Annotated in this window: 17 protein-coding genes; 11 read left to right on the top strand and 6 right to left on the bottom strand. The window is 55.5% G+C overall.

The window, feature by feature from the left end:
* Window positions 1-118 precede the first annotated feature (118 nt).
* The 5 genes from dacA to lipA all read left to right on the top strand — a co-directional run bounded on the left by dacA (window position 119) and on the right by lipA (window position 4,679).
* Entirely contained in the window at window positions 119-1,318 is a 1,200-nt protein-coding gene (gene dacA, locus GQR96_RS06985) for a D-alanyl-D-alanine carboxypeptidase DacA (RefSeq protein WP_002894539.1), read from the top strand.
* 112 nt (window positions 1,319-1,430) lie between these two features.
* Window positions 1,431-1,694, top strand: a complete 264-nt coding sequence (gene ybeD / locus GQR96_RS06980) for a DUF493 family protein YbeD (RefSeq protein ID WP_002894474.1) — start codon at window positions 1,431-1,433, stop codon at window positions 1,692-1,694.
* Window positions 1,695-1,798: 104 nt separating this feature from the next.
* On the top strand, window positions 1,799-2,443 hold the full coding sequence (gene lipB / locus GQR96_RS06975) for a lipoyl(octanoyl) transferase LipB (protein WP_004885871.1): 645 nt from the start codon (window positions 1,799-1,801) through the stop codon (window positions 2,441-2,443).
* 130 nt (window positions 2,444-2,573) lie between these two features.
* On the top strand, window positions 2,574-3,533 hold the full coding sequence (locus GQR96_RS06970) for a YbeF family transcriptional regulator (protein WP_017899088.1): 960 nt from the start codon (window positions 2,574-2,576) through the stop codon (window positions 3,531-3,533).
* A gap of 180 nt (window positions 3,534-3,713) precedes the next feature.
* Window positions 3,714-4,679, top strand: coding sequence for a lipoyl synthase (lipA, locus tag GQR96_RS06965; RefSeq protein ID WP_004885864.1), 966 nt, complete (start codon window positions 3,714-3,716; stop codon window positions 4,677-4,679).
* Between the two features lie 180 nt (window positions 4,680-4,859).
* Here lipA and tatE read toward each other — a convergent pair whose 3' ends face one another.
* Window positions 4,860-5,066, bottom strand: coding sequence for a twin-arginine translocase subunit TatE (tatE, locus tag GQR96_RS06960; RefSeq protein ID WP_004885862.1), 207 nt, complete (start codon window positions 5,064-5,066; stop codon window positions 4,860-4,862).
* A gap of 242 nt (window positions 5,067-5,308) precedes the next feature.
* Window positions 5,309-6,097, bottom strand: a complete 789-nt coding sequence (locus tag GQR96_RS06955) for a deaminated glutathione amidase (protein WP_043521639.1) — start codon at window positions 6,095-6,097, stop codon at window positions 5,309-5,311.
* An 89-nt stretch (window positions 6,098-6,186) separates the two neighbouring features.
* On the opposite strand from GQR96_RS06955, the gene crcB reads away from it, so the two are divergent.
* Window positions 6,187-6,570, top strand: a complete 384-nt coding sequence (gene crcB / locus GQR96_RS06950) for a fluoride efflux transporter CrcB (protein ID WP_002894459.1) — start codon at window positions 6,187-6,189, stop codon at window positions 6,568-6,570.
* A 67-nt stretch (window positions 6,571-6,637) separates the two neighbouring features.
* On the opposite strand, the gene cspE is transcribed toward crcB, so the two are convergent.
* Both cspE and pagP read right to left on the bottom strand, forming a co-directional pair.
* Entirely contained in the window at window positions 6,638-6,847 is a 210-nt protein-coding gene (gene cspE, locus GQR96_RS06945; RefSeq protein ID WP_002439184.1) for a transcription antiterminator/RNA stability regulator CspE, read from the bottom strand.
* A gap of 194 nt (window positions 6,848-7,041) precedes the next feature.
* Window positions 7,042-7,560 (bottom strand): lipid IV(A) palmitoyltransferase PagP, encoded by a 519-nt coding sequence (pagP, locus tag GQR96_RS06940; RefSeq protein ID WP_004885852.1) that lies wholly within the window; start codon window positions 7,558-7,560, stop codon window positions 7,042-7,044.
* Window positions 7,561-7,897: 337 nt separating this feature from the next.
* Here pagP and dcuC point away from each other — a divergent pair, with 337 nt between their 5' ends.
* The 4 genes from dcuC (at window position 7,898) to uspG (ending at window position 11,367) form a co-directional block, all read left to right on the top strand.
* Complete coding sequence (gene dcuC / locus GQR96_RS06935; protein ID WP_065878935.1) at window positions 7,898-9,271, top strand: anaerobic C4-dicarboxylate transporter DcuC; 1,374 nt, start codon at window positions 7,898-7,900, stop codon at window positions 9,269-9,271.
* 92 nt (window positions 9,272-9,363) lie between these two features.
* The gene (rna, locus tag GQR96_RS06930; protein WP_048323383.1) at window positions 9,364-10,161 is read left to right on the top strand and encodes a ribonuclease I; all 798 of its coding nucleotides are present in this window, start codon (window positions 9,364-9,366) and stop codon (window positions 10,159-10,161) included.
* A 178-nt stretch (window positions 10,162-10,339) separates the two neighbouring features.
* A complete protein-coding gene (gene rnk / locus GQR96_RS06925) occupies window positions 10,340-10,750 on the top strand; it encodes a nucleoside diphosphate kinase regulator (RefSeq protein WP_004885849.1) in 411 nt (136 codons plus the stop codon).
* A 188-nt stretch (window positions 10,751-10,938) separates the two neighbouring features.
* Entirely contained in the window at window positions 10,939-11,367 is a 429-nt protein-coding gene (gene uspG / locus GQR96_RS06920; protein WP_002894401.1) for a universal stress protein UspG, read from the top strand.
* 77 nt (window positions 11,368-11,444) lie between these two features.
* Here the strand turns inward: uspG and ahpF are convergent, their stop codons facing one another.
* Window positions 11,445-13,010, bottom strand: a complete 1,566-nt coding sequence (ahpF, locus tag GQR96_RS06915; RefSeq protein WP_065878931.1) for an alkyl hydroperoxide reductase subunit F — start codon at window positions 13,008-13,010, stop codon at window positions 11,445-11,447.
* A 242-nt stretch (window positions 13,011-13,252) separates the two neighbouring features.
* Window positions 13,253-13,816: an alkyl hydroperoxide reductase subunit C gene (ahpC, locus tag GQR96_RS06910; RefSeq protein ID WP_002894394.1), complete on the bottom strand. Its 564-nt coding sequence runs from the start codon at window positions 13,814-13,816 to the stop codon at window positions 13,253-13,255.
* 410 nt (window positions 13,817-14,226) lie between these two features.
* On the opposite strand from ahpC, the gene dsbG reads away from it, so the two are divergent.
* Window positions 14,227-14,976 (top strand): thiol:disulfide interchange protein DsbG, encoded by a 750-nt coding sequence (dsbG, locus tag GQR96_RS06905; RefSeq protein WP_065878929.1) that lies wholly within the window; start codon window positions 14,227-14,229, stop codon window positions 14,974-14,976.
* Window positions 14,977-15,053: the final 77 nt, after the last annotated feature.

The raw sequence follows: 15,053 nt of genomic DNA, 5'->3' as shown, positions 1-15,053 counted from the left end.
TCTTGCGCATGTAAAAGTCATTAACAAACTCATGCGCAATGTCGGATGCTGGCCCGCAGAGCATTTGCTATAGTAAGGCACTTTTTTTAACTCCATCACGGATGCCGTTGTTCTGACCATGAAGACCTCTTTCACCGCTCGTTTACTCATCACGGCGCTCTCCGTTGCAGCGCTCTCCTCCGCTGCCCGCGCCGATGACCTGAATATCAAAACGATGATCCCAGGCGCCCCGCAGATTGACGCCGAATCCTGGATCCTTATCGATTACAATTCTGGCAAGGTGCTGGCTGAAAACAACGCCGACTCCCGCCGCGACCCGGCCAGTCTGACCAAAATGATGACCAGCTATGTTATTGGTCAGGCGATGAAAGCGGGCAAATTCAAAGAGTCCGATCTGGTCACCGTCGGCAACGACGCCTGGGCCACCGGCAACCCGGTATTCAAAGGCTCTTCCCTGATGTTCCTCAAACCGGGGATGCAGGTGCCGGTTTCCCAGCTGATCCGCGGTATCAACCTGCAGTCCGGTAACGATGCCTGCGTGGCGATGGCCGACTATGTCGCCGGCAGCCAGGATGCCTTCGTCAGCCTGATGAACAACTACGTCAACGCCCTCGGCCTGAAAAACACCCATTTCCAGACCGTTCACGGCCTCGACGCTGACGGCCAGTACAGCTCGGCGCGCGACATGGCGCTGATTGGCCAGGCGCTGATCCGCGATGTGCCGAACGAATACTCGATCTATCGTGAGAAAGAGTTCACTTTCAACGGCATCCGCCAGCTGAACCGTAATGGCCTGCTGTGGGATAACAGCCTGAACGTCGACGGCATCAAAACCGGCCACACCGACAAAGCAGGCTACAACCTCGTCGCTTCCGCCACCGAAGGCCAGATGCGTCTGATCTCGGCGGTAATGGGCGGCCGGACGTTCAAAGGGCGTGAGTCGGAAAGCAAAAAACTACTGACCTGGGGCTTCCGCTTCTTCGAAACCGTCAACCCGATTAAAGCCGGCAAAGAGTTTGCATCCGAACCAGCCTGGTTCGGCGACAGCGATCGCGCTTCGCTGGGGGTGGATAAAGACGTCTACCTGACCATCCCGCGCGGCCGGATGAAAGATCTGAAAGCCAGCTACGTGCTGAATAACACTGAGCTGCATGCCCCGCTGCAGAAAAACCAGGTCGTCGGCACCATTAACTTCCAGCTGGATGGTAAAACCATTGACCAGCGCCCGCTGGTGGTGCTGCAGGAAATTCCGGAAGGTAATTTCTTCGGTAAAATTATTGATTACATTAAATTAATGTTCCACCACTGGTTTGGTTAAAAATCGAACGCTTGAAAGTGTGATTTCCATCCCCATATACTATTCATCCAAGTAACCTGATAACTCCCGCCCTTGGTGGGAGTTATTATTTTGTCGTAACACCGGAGCTGACATGAAAACCAAACTTAACGAACTGCTTGAATTCCCTACGCCATTTACTTACAAAGTAATGGGGCAGGCGTTGCCTGAGCTGGTTGATCAGGTGGTGGAAGTGGTACAGCGCCATGCGCCTGGTGATTACTCGCCGTCAGTAAAACCGAGCAGCAAAGGTAACTACCACTCGGTCTCCATCACCATCAACGCCACCCACATTGAACAAGTGGAAACGCTGTACGAAGAGTTAGGCAATATCGATATCGTTCGGATGGTGCTGTAACCCTTTCCCTGACCCGGCCGCCGTGCCGGGTCTTCTCATTCCCTTTCACACGGCTGTGATATACTCCCCGACCTGAATTCTCTCTTCCCGGCGGAGATGTTGTTTTGCAGCACAATAAAATTCTAATCCGGCAGCTTGGCCTGCAACCTTACGAACCCGTCTCGCAGGCGATGCATGAATTTACCGACGCCCGTGATGAAGATACCCTCGATGAGATCTGGCTGGTAGAACATCACCCGGTCTTCACCCAGGGTCAGGCCGGCAAAGCGGAACACCTGCTGGTGCCCGGTGATATTCCGGTTATCCAAAGCGATCGCGGCGGCCAGGTAACTTATCACGGCCCGGGACAGCAGGTAATGTACGTCCTGTTGAACCTCAAGCGCCGCAAGCTGGGGGTGCGTGAACTGGTGACGCTGCTGGAGCAAACGGTCGTCAATACCCTTACCGAATATGGGATTGAGTCGCACCCCCGCGCCGATGCCCCTGGCGTCTACGTCGGCGATCGCAAAATCTGCTCTCTGGGATTGCGGATCCGTAAAGGCTGCTCTTTCCACGGCCTGGCGCTCAATATTGCGATGGATCTGACGCCGTTTCTGCGTATCAACCCCTGCGGCTATGCCGGTATGGAGATGACGCAAATGCGTCAGTGGCTACCGGAAGCCACCCCGGAGACTGTCGCTCCGCGGCTGGTCGCCAATCTGCTGGCGCTGTTGAACCATCCCCCGCACGAATACCTTCCTCAGGGTTAAGCGGCAGATCAGCGCCCCGCTGACGGCGGGGTGCTGAACAAGTAACACATTATTTTTGCAATCAATTGTCACGCACGGTAACGCCGCGGGCCGCTATACTTGGCCTATCATTCCCAACCGGACTCATCGCGTGCCAGAGAATACGCCGCCGTCAGAATCTCCTGACAGACAGGACGAACGTTACGACCGTCAGATGTTTCGCATCCTGCGTAATATTGACCTCAATCTGTTGACCATCTTCGAAGCCGTGTATGTACACAAAGGTATCGTCAATGCCGCGAAGATACTCAATATCACGCCGTCGGCCATTAGCCAGTCAATTAACAAACTGCGGGCGCTGTTCCCCGATCCGCTGTTTATCCGCAAAGGCCAGGGCGTGACGCCCACCGCCTATGCCACCCACCTTCACCAGTACATCAGCCGCGGTATGGAGGCTTTCCTTAGCGCGCTGGATATCACCGGCAGCCCGGACCAGCAGCGGGTGATCACTATCGCCACTACGCCAGCCATGGGGGCGCTGCTGATGCCTTGCCTGGCCAGCGCGCTGAAGCCGGCCTTTCCGCAGATACTGCTGCACAACATCGCCCTTACCGACGCCGCGCGGCAGCTCGACCAGCGCCAGGTGGATCTGTTAATCGACACCCATCTGCACAGCGGTCAGGCGCTAAGCCATCACGTGCTGTATCAGGATCGGGTGCAGATGTACTGCCGCGCTGGGCATCCTGCGCTGGACGGTCCACAAGATGAATCCGCCCTCGCGCAATACGAGTTTGCGCTGCTGCTGCCTGAAGGCCAGCGCTACCCTACGCTGCATCGTCGACTGCAGGAGGAGATGGGCGAGCGCCGCTGCGGTTTCAGCACCTTCAACCTGCTGACCCAGGCGGCAATGATCGCCGAGAGCGATATGCTGGGGCTAACCACCGAGCGCCTGTTCGCCATGGTATCCCGTCTCTGGCCGCTGCAAACCCTGGATGTTCCCTCCCTGCGGGAAGAACAGATTGATGTTGCGCTGCACTTCAATAAGCAGAGCGGGAAAGAGCCATTGCTGAAAGAGATCATTGAGACCGTGATCCAGGCGTTTAAGGCGTAGCGCACGGAAGGGAAAAGGATAAAACAACAACTATTTTACAATTTGCCGGGCAGGCAGGCTGCTTTCTGCCCCTTTTCAATGGTATACTGCCTGCTCTTGATTCAAAAATAGTTGATAATTGCAACATTTCATTGAATTAATTCGCTTTCCTTCGTGACTCGCAACTGGAACACGCACGCTATGAGTAAACCCATTGTGATGGAACGCGGTGTTAAGTACCGCGACGCCGATAAAATGGCCCTTATCCCGGTGAAGAACGTGGCAACTGAGCGTGAAGCTCTGCTCAGAAAACCGGAATGGATGAAAATCAAACTTCCGGCAGACTCGTCCCGTATCCAGGGAATCAAAGCAGCGATGCGTAAGAACGGCCTGCACTCCGTATGCGAAGAGGCCTCCTGCCCGAACCTTGCAGAATGCTTCAACCACGGTACCGCGACCTTTATGATCCTCGGCGCGATCTGTACCCGCCGTTGCCCATTCTGCGACGTCGCGCATGGCCGCCCGGTCGCGCCAGATGCGAACGAGCCACAGAAGCTGGCGCAAACTATCGCCGATATGGGGCTGCGCTACGTGGTGGTCACCTCGGTGGACCGTGACGACCTGCGCGATGGCGGCGCACAGCATTTTGCCGACTGCATCAGCGCCATTCGCGAGAAAAACCCGACGATTAAAATCGAAACGCTGGTCCCGGATTTCCGCGGCCGCATGGATCGCGCCCTGGAGATTCTGACGGTGACCCCGCCGGACGTCTTCAACCACAACCTCGAAAACGTACCGCGCCTCTATCGTCAGGTGCGTCCGGGCGCGGATTATAACTGGTCGCTGAAGCTGCTGGAGCGTTTTAAAGAAGCGCACCCGGAGATCCCAACAAAATCCGGTCTGATGGTGGGCTTGGGCGAAACCAACGACGAGATCATCGAAGTTATGCGCGACCTGCGCCGTCATGGCGTCACCATGCTGACGTTAGGCCAGTATCTGCAGCCGAGCCGTCACCACCTGCCAGTGCAGCGTTACGTTAGTCCGGAAGAGTTTGAAGAGATGAAAGCAGAAGCCATGGCGATGGGCTTCACCCACGCCGCCTGCGGCCCCTTCGTTCGCTCTTCCTATCATGCCGACCTGCAGGCTAAAGGGATGGAAGTTAAATAACCTGCCGCTTCTCCCGCTGCGTCACTTCCCGGCGCAGCGGCGCTCTCCGCTTCGCCTTCCCGTAACAATTAGTTGCATCTTTCCTGCGCGGCGTCGATAAAAACGACAAAGGCCGCAACGTAAACGTCGCGGCCTCTTCGCCGAACCTTCCGCATCCCGCCAGGGGACGCAGCCGGAGAATTACTCTTTATGAGAGAGCTTCTGCGCCGGTACTTCGTCTTCAGCGGTGGTTTTCTTCGCGCTATCGTCATCTTCGTTCATGGCCTTTTTAAAGCCCTTGATAGCCGAACCCAGGTCGCCGCCCAGCGTACGTAATTTCTTGGTACCAAACACTAAGATAATCAGTGCTGCAACGACCAGCAGTTTGGTAATACTAATCTCACCCATAGCTAACCTTCTTCTCTATACAAGCTGCGAATACGCCATCATACACGTATTTATCCGTCATATTGTAATCCACCTGTGCGCGGGCCGCGTGATTCAGCCCGAGGCCTCCCCTCCGGGAGTGAGCGCTGGGGTGTCCGTCCTGACGTGCACAGCGAATTATTGGGATAAACAATACGGGTATTTGGCGCGCGGACACAATAGCAATCTGTAACAAGGTGAATCAAGCCTTGTTTAAAAAAACGTCACAATAATTGCGGTGGCGCAAACCGTCGGTTCTGCAGCACCGGCAAACGCTCGCGAACCCGCGTAAGGTAGTCTGCGGAAATATCGGCATAGATCAGCTGCGGCTCGCTCCCCGCGCCCGCCACGGTGGTCCCCAGCGGATCGATGATGCGGCTCTGCCCGATGTTACGCGTCCCGCATTCGCCTGCCGCCACGACGTAGCAGGTCGTGTCCAGCGCGCGCGCCGCCAGCAGCGTCGCCCAGTGATGCTCTTTTTGCGGCCCTTTCACCCATGCGGTGGGCAGCACCAGCAGCTGCGCACCGTTCAGCGCCAGCGACAGCGCCAGTTCCGGAAAACGCAGATCGTAACAGGTCATCAGGCCAACGCGAAATCCCGCCACGTCAATCACCGGGGGAATTTGCCTGCCGGGATCCACCCGCCGGGACTCCTGCATTGCGAAGGCGTCGTATAAATGAAGTTTGTGATAATGGGCAATGATTTTCCCTTCACGCAATACCACCAGCGTGTTGGTTGCTCTTCCCTCCCCCGACGGCACATGCAGCGTCAGGATCGTCGTCAGGCCGTTACGCGCGCTCTCGGCCAGCAGCAGCTGCAAAAACGCCCCATCCAGCGTTTGGGCCGATTTTACCGACAGATCCGGGTCGTTGTCATCACGTGCCAGCAACGCCTCCGGCAGCACCAGCAGCGCCGCCCCTTCACGCGCCGCCTGCTGCATCATCGCCACACAAGTGTGCGCATTCGTCTGCCATACTGGCGTGACGATAAACTGCCCTGCCGCTACCCGCATGTTTTTCTCCCGTCAGGTTATGAATAGCCAATTGCGCCCGTTGCGCGCTACACTTGACACTCTCTTACATCAAATAGCAGGAAACGACCGTGTTTCAACTTCTTTGCGCCGTTTTTATTGGCGGCGGCACCGGCAGCGTTTTGCGCTGGTGGCTCGGCATGAAGCTTAATCCTGTGCACCATGCTATCCCTATTGGAACGCTGACCGCCAACCTGTTAGGCGCCTTTGTGATCGGCGCCGGGCTGGCGTGGTTTAATCGACTGACCGGCATTGACCCGATGTGGAAGCTACTGATCACCACGGGTTTCTGCGGCGGGTTGACCACCTTTTCCACCTTCTCTGCGGAAGTGGTGTTTCTTCTGCAGCAGGGGCGAGTGAGCTGGGCGCTCCTCAACGTTGCGGTGAACTTGCTGGGTTCGTTTGCCATGACGGCTGTCGCCTTCTGGCTCTTCTCGCAGGCCGCCAGCCGCTAAAGGCGTAATCAACAGGCAAAAAAAAACCCGCTGTTTAGCGGGTTTTTATATTCTACTGACGCGTTGCTTACAGAGCGATTACGTTTGCAGCAGAAGGGCCTTTGGCACCGTTAGTGATTTCGAACTCTACGCGCTGACCTTCAGCCAGAGTTTTGAAACCGTTGGACTGGATTGCAGAGAAGTGTACGAATACATCTTTGCTGCCATCTTCCGGAGTAATGAAACCGAATCCTTTGGACTCATTAAACCACTTAACGTTACCTTTAATCTTAGACATCAAAATTACCTTTATATGAAAAATCGACACTAATGCTGTGTCGGGTATCAGTACACCAATTGTGGTACCTTTTGTCCAGTGCAACTTTGCTAAAAAGTGATAAAAGTCGCTATCTTTTTTAGTGGGTAACGCTTTAGTCCTTGTTTTTCCACAAGACGCCTCGCTTATCTCATTTATTGCTAAGACTTAGCGAATTAAAACTGTATGCGAGCCCAGGCAAAGTAAACGTTACCGTTATTGTAGGTGCCGGGAATGTAGGTCATCTGGAACGTTGCCGGACCGTAACCTATTGACGCTAATGGCAAGATCACCGGAATCGGAATGTAGTTCCAGTTATCGCGCGCCGTCACCCCAAGGGTATAGCCGAGACCGAGGCGGAAGTTCTGATCCGTCAGCGGGCGCCAGGTTTTCTCCCAGCCGTAGCCGCCAATGGGCTCCCACTTATTGAAAGAGTCTTTAAACGCCATCAGGTACAGACCGTGCCAGTTCCCTTTCTCATCCCAGCGGGAGACGCCGAAACCGGCCCCCCACGGACGTTCGTTATACTTATCCGTCTTTTCCTTATCGTAGGCAAAGCGCGCGTGCCAGGTGATGGCTGGAACGTACAGATCATAGTGCTCTGGCTCGTTCCAGGTCTGCGCAACGTTATTACTTAAGGTATGGTAACCTTCGCTAAGGGTCGATGAAAACGACGCGCTGGCGTTTCCGGACACCAATAACCATCCTAAAAAACCAAGAGAAAACAATGAAAAACGACGTAACATCAACACTTTTCTATTACCACTTTCATTTAAAAGCCACCTAAAATAGCAAAGATAGTCTCAATACAGGTTGAACGAAATAAGGCAAACTCCTGATTTTCTCCCGCTGACCATCAGAACCACTTAACTATCCATCTGGTGATTATATCCAGGCGTAACGGGGACGCGTAGTTCTTGTCGCTTTATTGATTTGCATCAGCGAGTTTCGTCCGTTTTTTCGGCACATTCGCACATTAAAATTTGGTGTGACGCTTTTTCACTACATATTCTTTGGGCTTAGGGGTAATAAATGCTGACGTTTATTGAGATCCTGATCGGGATCGTGGTCATTGTGGGCGTCGCCCGCTATATCATCAAAGGCTACTCGGCCACCGGGGTGCTGTTCGTCGGGGGCTTAATGTTATTGATCGTCAGCGCCCTGCTGGGACATAAAGTCTTACCAGGCAATACCGCGGGCACCGGTTACTCCGCCACTGACATTATTGAATACATTAAGATTCTCCTCATGAGCCGTGGCGGCGATCTGGGTATGATGATCATGATGCTGTGCGGCTTCGCCACCTATATGACTCATATTGGCGCCAATGATATGGTGGTGAAATTAGCCTCAAAGCCATTGCGCTATATCAATTCGCCCTATCTGCTGATGATTGCCGCCTACTTTGTCGCCTGCCTGATGTCACTGGCCGTCTCCTCCGCGACCGGCCTCGGCGTGCTGCTGATGGCGACCCTGTTCCCGGTGATGGTAAACGTCGGTATCAGCCGCGGGGCGGCGGCGGCCATCTGCGCCTCGCCGGCGGCGATTATCCTTTCGCCCACCTCGGGCGACGTCGTGCTGGCGGCCAAAGCGGCCGAAATGCCGCTGATCGACTTTGCCTTTAAGACCACGCTGCCGATCTCCATCGCCGCTATCATCTGCATGGCGATCGCCCACTTCTTCTGGCAGCGCTACCTGGATAAAAAAGAGAACATTTCCCACGAAATGCTCGACGTCAACGAGATCACCACCAACGCTCCGGCGCTGTACGCCATCCTGCCGTTTACGCCGATTATTGGCGTGCTGATCTTCGATGGCAAATGGGGACCGGAACTGCACATTATTACCATCCTCGTCGGCTGCATGCTGCTGGCGGCGATCCTCGAATTCCTGCGCGGGTTCAACACCAAAAACGTCTTCAGCGGACTGGAAGTCGCCTACCGCGGGATGGCTGACGCCTTCGCCGGCGTGGTGATGCTGCTGGTCGCCGCCGGCGTTTTTGCTCAGGGATTAAGCACCATCGGCTTCATCAATGGTCTGATCTCCATCGCCACCTCCTTCGGCTCGGCCAGTATTATTCTGATGCTGGTGCTGGTGATCCTGACCATGCTGGCGGCGATGACCACCGGCTCCGGCAATGCCCCGTTCTACGCCTTTGTCGAGATGATCCCCAAGCTGGCGCACTCCTCCGGTATCAATCCGGCCTATCTGTCGATCCCGATGCTGCAGGCTTCAAACCTTGGCCGCACAATATCGCCAGTCTCTGGCGTGGTGGTGGCCGTCGCCGGGATGGCGAAGATTTCCCCGTTCGAAGTGGTCAAACGCACCTCGGTGCCGGTGATGGTTGGCCTGCTGGTGGTGATCGTCGCGACCGAGCTCCTCGTCCCCGGCAGCGCGGTCCACTAATGGTCTAACCACGTGAAAAGGCGCCAGCAGGCGCCTTTTTTATGCTTTAATAACTCCCCGTTATCTTTTGCCATCCACAATCAGGAATAAACATGTTCAGGAAGGAATTCGCCGCGCTTGCCCTTGTGCTTACCGCCACTCAGGCCGGCGCTGAACCGCTCACCGCGACGCGATACGCTGATTTTGACCGCTATGTCCTGGCCCTCTCCTGGCAAACCGGATTCTGTCAGAGCATGTATGACCGTAACCGCAACGAACCGGAAGAGTGTCGCCTGCAGCAGGAAACCGCGAATAAAGCCGATTTTCTGACCGTGCATGGCCTGTGGCCCGGGCTGCCAAAGTCCATTGCCGCGCGCGGAGTGGATGAACGACGCTGGATGCGCTACGGCTGCGCCACGCGCCCGGTGCCCGACATGCCGGAGGTGAAAGCGAACCGAAAATGTCAGGCGGCGGAGACCGGGTTGTCGCTGGAGATGGCCAACAAACTGAATAGCGTGATGCCGGGCGCGGGCGGCGCCTCCTGCCTCGAACGTTACGAATACGCCAAACATGGCGTCTGCTTCGGCTTCGATCCCGACAGCTATTTTGGCGCCATGGTGCGCCTGAATGGAGAAATTAAGCGCAGCCCGGTAGGCGATTTCCTTGCCAAACACTATGGCCAAACCGTTAGCCGCGCCGACTTCGACGCCGCTGTGGCCCGCGCCTGGGGTCCGCAGAGCGTGAAGGCGTTTAAATTAACCTGTAACGGTAATCCGGCCTATTTGACCGAGATGCAAATCTCGCTCAACGCCGCGACCATCAATGCCCCGCTGGCCACTTCCGCCTTTTTGCCTCAGCCTCACCCAGGTAACTGCGGCGCGCAGTTTATCCTCGATAAGGTTGGCCACTAGCGCGACGCGGCGTGCTGACCAGAAAACGTCGTTCGCCGGGGGTCGTTGCGCGCTGATTGTGCGTTTCATCACTTCAAACTGCCGGCAACTCTCAGTATGATGGGAGAACCTTAACCCTTGCCTTTTTCGGCGAGGGTTTTCTTTTACGGACAGGTTCCTGGATAACATGGAGTATGCAATGACCAGACCCGCAATCATCATTAACGAACTGGATGCCGAACGTATCGACAGGCTGCTGGAGCAGCCAGCTTTCGCCAGCTCGCCGGTTGCCGATGCCCTGAACGACGAGCTCGACCGCGCGCAAATGCTGGCGCCGGAAGCGATGCCGCACGATGTCGTCACCATGAACAGTACGGTTAAATTCCGCGATTTAACCAGCGGCGAAGAGCGCGTGCGGACGCTGGTGTTTCCGTCGCAGGTGACCGACAGCGCCAGCCAGCTCTCGGTCCTCGCGCCGGTGGGCGCCGCTCTGCTCGGCCTCAAGGTCGGCAGCACCATTCACTGGGAGCTGCCGGGCGGGGCGTCAACGCACCTGGAAGTGCTGGCGCTGCTGTACCAGCCGGAAGCCGCTGGCGAATTCCACCGCTAATCTCCGCTGCCTGAGGCGTATCGCGCTTTATTCAGAGGATGTCCACACATCCTCTTTCTGCTGTCTTGCCCCCCGCTAACCTTTTTTTACGCTTTGCGCCTGCCTGACTGACAGTTTTGCGACCTGAATGACACAATATCCGCATATAATATGTTGATATAGACGCAAACGAACAAGGAGGATTGCATATGTATAAGACTATCATTATGCCGGTTGATGTCTTTGAGATGGCGCTGAGCGATAAAGCCGTCCGGCACGCGGAGTTTCTGGCCCAGCAGGACGGGGTAATCCATCTGCTCCACGTATTACCCGGTTCAGCGAGCTTCACCATGAGCCGGTTTACCGCCGACCTGCGGCGTTTTGAGGAGCATCTGCAGCATGAGGCGGAAACCCGCCTGCAGACCATGGTCAGCCATTTCAGCATTGACCCCTCACGTATCAAGCTGCATGTGCGTTTCGGCAGCGTGCGCGACATGGTCAACGAACTGGCCAGTGAAATAAACGCCGACGTGGTGGTGATTGGCTCACGCAATCCCTCCATCAGTACCCACCTGCTGGGATCCAACGCCTCGAGCGTCATCCGTCATGCCCATATCCCGGTGATGGTCGTCAGGTAAGGGTGAAGAAAAAGAGCATAAAAAAAGAGGCTACCCCAGGATAGCCTCTTGGTTATGCAGGTCTATTGTCTGACTTGTTATGCGGTTTTCGTGCGGATCAGGTAGTCAAAGGCGCTCAGCGACGCTTTCGCCCCCTCCCCTGCCGCGATAATAATCTGCTTGTACGGCACAGTGGTGCAGTCACCGGCGGCGAATACGCCTTTGACGTTGGTTTCGCACTTCGCATCGATGATGATCTCACCCATACGGTTACGCTCAACCGCGCCTTCCAGCCAGGTGGTGTTAGGCAGCAGGCCGATCTGCACGAAAATCCCCGCCAGCGCGACATGATGCTCATCGCCGCTCACCCGGTCACGGTACTGCAGACCGGTGACCTTACTGCCGTCGCCTTTCACTTCCGTAGTCTGCGCATTGAGAATGATATCGACATTCTTCAGACTGCGGACTTTATCCTGCAGCACCTGGTCGGCCTTCATCTCCGGTGCGAATTCCAGCAGGGTCACGTGCTCCACGACGCCCGCCAGGTCGATAGCCGCTTCCACGCCGGAGTTACCGCCGCCAATTACCGCCACGCGTTTGCCCTTAAACAGCGGACCGTCGCAGTGCGGGCAGTAGGTTACGCCCTTGGTGCGATACTGATCTTCGCCAGGCACGTTCATATTGCGCCATTTCGCCCCGGTGGCAATGATGACGCTGCGCGCCTTCAGCACCGCGCCGGAGGCGGTTTCGATCTGGTGCAGGCCGCCCTCTGTCGCCGCCGGCGTCAGTTTGGTCGCGCTCTGGGAGTCGATCACATCGACGTTATAGTCGCTAACGTGCGCTTTCAGGGCCCCGGCCAGCTTCTGGCCTTCGGTTTTCGGCACCGAAATGTAGTTTTCGATATCCACGGTATCCAGCACCTGGCCGCCGAAGCGTTCGCCCATCAGGCCGGTACGAATCCCTTTACGCGCAGAGTAAACCGCGGCCGCCGCGCCGGACGGGCCGGAACCGACGATCAGCACATCGTAAGCGTCACGCTGATTCAGCTCTTCCGCTGCGCGTTTTTCCGCACCGGTATCCACTTTGGCGACGATTTCCGTCAGCGTCATCCGTCCCTGACCAAACTCCTGGCCGTTCATGAACACCGCCGGCACGCCCATCACGTTGCGCTCGGTGATCTCATTCTGGAACGTCCCGCCGTCAATCGCCGTATGTTTGATACGCGGGTTGAGCACCGCCATCAGGTTCAGCGCCTGGACCACGTCCGGGCAGTTATGGCAGGAGAGCGAGTAGTAGGTTTCAAACTCAAAGTCGCCATCGATATCGCGGATCTGCTCCAGCAGAGACTGGGCCTCTTTCGACGGATGACCGCCGGTCCACAGCAGCGCCAGCACCAGCGAGGTAAACTCGTGGCCCAGCGGGGAGCCCGCAAAGCGTGGGCCCTGGTCGGAATCTGGGTTAGTAATCAGGAACGATGGCTTGCGTACCGCCAGCGTGTTGTCTTCTTTAAAGGTGACTTTGTCTGACAGTTCAGCAATTTCAGCCAGCAGTTCCCTGATTTCTGCCGATTTAGCGCTGTCATCCAGCGTGGCAATCAGCTCAACAGGCTTAGTCAGCTTCTCAAGATAGGCCTTGAGCTGGGTTTTCATGTTGGTGTCGAGCATTGTTATCTCCTGGGCTTAAAACATCATCATGCAAGCGGCCTTGTCAGGCTGCCTGAATGCGCTTGCATCATGGTGTTGGAATAAAATGGGCGCCAAAGCGCCCTGATAATCTACGCATTTTCCTGAGCATTTCGCGCCAGAGCAAGGCGGCTAGCCTGAGAATCCCCGGGAGCTTACACCTGTAAGTGACCGGGGTGAGCAGGCAACGCCAACGCCGCTATAGCGTGAAAGGCGACGGAAATTTAGATTTTACCGACCAGGTCCAGAGATGGAGCCAGCGTCGCTTCGCCTTCTTTCCATTTCGCCGGGCACACTTCGCCTGGGTGGGAAGCAACATACTGCGCCGCTTTGATTTTACGCAGCAGGTCAGACGCATCACGGCCGATACCTTCAGCGGTAACTTCGATTGCCTGGATGATACCCTGCGGGTCAACCACGAAGGTGGCGCGGTCAGCCAGACCTTCATCTTCACGCATGTTGTCGAAGTTACGGGTCAGGGCGCCAGTCGGGTCGCCAATCATCGCGTATTTGATTTTCGCGATGGTTTCAGAGCTGCTGTGCCACGCTTTGTGGGTGAAGTGGGTATCGGTAGAAACAGAGTAAACGTCTACGCCCAGCTTCTGCAGTTCTTCGTAATGGTCAGCCACGTCGCCCAGTTCGGTCGGGCAGACGAAGGTGAAGTCAGCCGGATAGAAGAAGAAGACGCTCCAGCGGCCTTCGGTGTCTTTCTCGGTGACTTCGATGAATTCACCATTTTTGAATGCCTGGTTTTTGAACGGTTTGATTTTGGTGTTAATTAAGGACATCTATACTTCCTCCGTGTTTTCGTTGAGGTCTAAGTTAACGAATTTTTCCTGACCCGACCAATGCGTTTACATTATCGAATCAATAAGCGTTATCTAACAACCGGAACAAGACAACTTTGTGAACCTGGCGACGCGTTCAGCGCTGTTCGCTGTTTTTCGCATCATTTGCCGCGACAAAAGTAAAAAGGCCACCTTTTCAGGCGGCCCCGTTACCTGAAATACCCGAAGGTAGGTTCAGCGCCAGTCAGACTGGCTATGTGTTGCGCTCTACATTACCTTAATGTAACAGCATCCAGGATTACATCACCCACGCCAGGAAAGGGCAATCCGTCGTTCTGCTGATCCTGCCTATAACTGTAATAGGTTTGGCAATCTTTCTTCCTTTCCTGCTGATTTTACAAGGAATACTCATGTTAAAACGTCTGCTGTTGCTCAGCCTTTTGCCTTTTTGCAGCTATGCGGAAGAACTACCCGCCCCGGTAAAAGCTATTGAAAAACAAGGCATTACTATCATCAAACCCTTTGACGCGCCGGGGGGAATGAAAGGCTGGCTGGGTAAATACCAGGATATGGGCGTCGCCATCTACCTCACGCCAGACGGCAAACATGCCATTTCCGGCTATATGTATGACGAGAACGGCAACAACCTCAGCGAGCAGTTGTTTCAAAAAGAGCTCTACACGCCGGCGGGACAAGAGATGTGGAAGAAGATGGCCAGCGCCCACTGGCTGCAGGATGGCAACAAAGACGCCCCCATCGTGCTATATGTCTTTGCCGATCCCTTCTGCCCTTACTGCAAACAGTTCTGGCAGCAGTCCCGTCCCTGGGTGGACGCCGGTAAAGTGCAGATCCGCACCCTGCTGGTGGGCGTGATCAAGCCGGAGAGCCCGGTCACTGCCGCAGCGATTCTCGCCAGTAAAGATCCGGCGGAAACCTGGCACGATTACGAGCAATCGAACGGCAAAATGGCCCTGACGATACCGAAGGCTATCCCGCCCGAGAAAATGAAAATGCTCAACGTCAATCAGCAGCTGATGGACGATCTGGGGGCCAACGTCACGCCAGCCATTTATTATATGAATAAGGACAATATGCTGCAGCAGGTGGTCGGCCTGCCGGATAAAGAGAAGCTACAAATTATGATGGGTGAAAAGAAATAATCTTATTGTGGAGTGGCGCCAGACAACAACCACCGCTGGCGCCGCTATCGACAATAAGATATATTAAGCAAAGCTTA

It is taken from the genome of Klebsiella sp. PCX (assembly GCF_021869705.1).
GTDB lineage: Bacteria > Pseudomonadota > Gammaproteobacteria > Enterobacterales > Enterobacteriaceae > Klebsiella > Klebsiella quasipneumoniae.
This window is presented reverse-complemented; position numbering and strand designations above follow the sequence as displayed.